The sequence below is a fragment of the Selenomonas sp. oral taxon 126 genome (genome assembly GCF_001683335.1).
Classification (GTDB): domain Bacteria; phylum Bacillota; class Negativicutes; order Selenomonadales; family Selenomonadaceae; genus Centipeda.
The window spans coordinates 2840069-2842439 of the sequence record NZ_CP016201.1 but is presented as its reverse complement, the minus strand read 5'-3'; the positions used below and the strand labels follow the sequence as shown (position 1 = coordinate 2842439).

At 57.7% G+C, this 2371-nt stretch carries 3 protein-coding genes; all 3 read right to left on the bottom strand.

Annotation, left to right across the window (positions count from 1 at the left end; all coding sequences use genetic code 11):
• The coding region (locus tag AXF19_RS16090; protein ID WP_442983851.1) for a hypothetical protein at positions 1 to 77 on the bottom strand (77 nt) is incomplete at its 3' end.
• 261 nt (positions 78 to 338) lie between these two features.
• Complete coding sequence (locus AXF19_RS13050) at positions 339 to 1211, bottom strand: RluA family pseudouridine synthase (protein ID WP_066849826.1); 873 nt, start codon at positions 1209 to 1211, stop codon at positions 339 to 341.
• Positions 1211 to 2371 (bottom strand): uracil permease (gene uraA, locus AXF19_RS13045; protein ID WP_066849825.1); only part of this gene is annotated, 1161 nt, incomplete at its 5' end. The genes uraA and AXF19_RS13050, both read right to left, overlap by 1 nt.

Genomic DNA, 2371 nt, shown 5'->3' with positions numbered 1-2371 from the left:
ATGGAGTTCAATGTATCATCTTCGTCAAAATTGAAATAGACGGAATTGCTGTAGTGAGATTTCCCAAAGTCTTTCATCAGCCATGTCTTGCCAACCTGACGCGCGCCTCTCAGAACGAGAGGCTTCCGATCCGGACGGGTCTTCCAGTGCAGCAGAGCGTGTGTTGCATTGCGGTTCATAGGATCACCATCCTTTTTTCATTTGGAAAATAGCAAATCACGTTTTTCTGGGGGTTTGATGATTATTTTACACGTTTTTCCAGATGAATTCAAATAAAAATACACGTTTTTCTAAATAAAGGCACCTGACGGAGAGGAAGTATCCGTCAGGTGCTCAATTCATGGGGAACAAACCCTCACAATCCCTGCCATATCCTCGGGCAGAGTGGCGGTGACGGTCAGGCGTTCCCGTGTGCGCGGGTGGATGAGGGTGAGCTGCGCGGAGTGGAGGGCGTGACGTGCGATGAGTGCGGTGCTGCCGCCGTAGAGATCATCGCCGAGCAGGGGATGACCAATGTGCGCGAGGTGGACGCGGATCTGATGGGTGCGTCCCGTCTCAAGGCGCAGCCGCAGGAGCGTGTACTTGCCGTCCGTCCACACTGTTTCGTAATGCGTTCGCGCAGGCTTGCCGTCGAGGGCGACATGGCGCAGGATGATGCTCGGCAGGGCGCGCTCAATGGGGGCATCGATCGTGCCCTCTGCGGGTGAGATTGCCCCTTCAATCAGCGCCAGATACCTGCGTTCCAGTACGTTTGCACGCGCAATCTGATGCTGTACCTCGGGGCGCTTTGCAATGAGCAGCAGACCCGTTGTGTTGCGGTCAAGGCGGTGGCAGGGGTGGAAGTCGAGCGCTGTGCCGCGCGCAGCATAGAGTCCGAGTACGGCATTCGCGACCGTACCGCGCAACTCCCGCGTCGTTGGATGGACGAGCTGTCCTGCGGGCTTGTCGATGATGAGGAGATCGTTGTCCTCATATATAATCGTGAGCGGCAGCTGTTCGGGTGTGACAGAGGAGACGATGGGCAGTTCATAGGAGACAATATCACCCGCACGCAGCATCGTGCGCGCAGCAATCGAGGGGACGCCGTTCACGGCGAATGTTCCGCTGTGTTTGATCCGTTTCCAGAGCCCCGAGGAGATGCCGCGCGTGCGCATCAGGTACGCCTTTGCGGGGCATGTTTCATCTGCGCGCAGGTCAACCGTGATTTCCATTACTCGCTCTGTTTCTGCTCCTGACCGCGCAGGGCGAGGATGATGCGGAAGGAGATGGAGAGGATGATTGCAATGACGGTTGCGAGCGCCATGCCACGCAGCGTGACCGTGCCGATGGTGAGGCTCGCCGTCGATACGCCGACGCCCATGACGATGGAGGTGAGGAGGAGGTTCATCGGATTGTTGTAGTCCACCTTTGCCTCGACGAGAATGCGGATGCCCGAGGCGGCGATGACGCCAAAGAGCAGCATGGAGACGCCGCCCATAACGGGGGTCGGGATGCTCTGGATGAGCGCGGCGAGCTTGCCGAGACAGGAGAGCAGGATTGCAAAGATTGCTGCGCCGCCGATGACCCACGTGGAGTAAACCTTTGTGATGGCGAGGACGCCGATGTTCTCACCGTACGTCGTGTTCGGCGTCGAGCCGAAGAAGCCGGAGAAGATCGTCGAAATGCCGTTGCCGAGGAGGGAACGGTCAAGTCCCGGATCCTTTGCGAGATTGCGTCCGACAATGTTGCCCGTCACGATGAGATGTCCGATGTGCTCCACAACGACGACGATGGAGGCGGGCAGGATGATGAGGATCGCGCGCAGGTCGAACTCCGGTGTGTAGATGGTTGGCAGCGCCAGCCACGGCGCACTTTCAACGTGAGACAGATCGACAATTCCCGCACAGAATGCGATGATGTAGCCCGCGACCACGCCAATCAGAATCGGGATGATGGAGAGGAAGCCACGAAATGCCATCGAGGCAAAGATGGTGATGGCAAGGGTTGCGATTGAGACGAAGATGATGGTGGCATCCGTGTTTTCCCCCGTAAGCCCTGCCATATTTGCCGCCGTCGGCATGAGTTCGAGTCCGATGACCGCAACGATCGCGCCCATCGAGGCGGGCGGAAAGATCACATCGATCCAGCTTGTCCCGATGGTGTGCACGATGAAGCTGACCACACAGAACACAATGCCGACGACGATGAAGCCGCCGAGCGCCGCCTCGTAGCTGTACTGTGAGAGTACGAGAAAGACGGGCGAGAGAAACGCGAAGCTCGAACCAAGATAGGCGGGAATTTTCCCCTTGCAGAGAATCAGGTAGAAGAGCGTACCGATGCCGTTGAAGAGCAGCACGGTCGCGGGGTTGACGTGGAACAGGATCGGAACGAG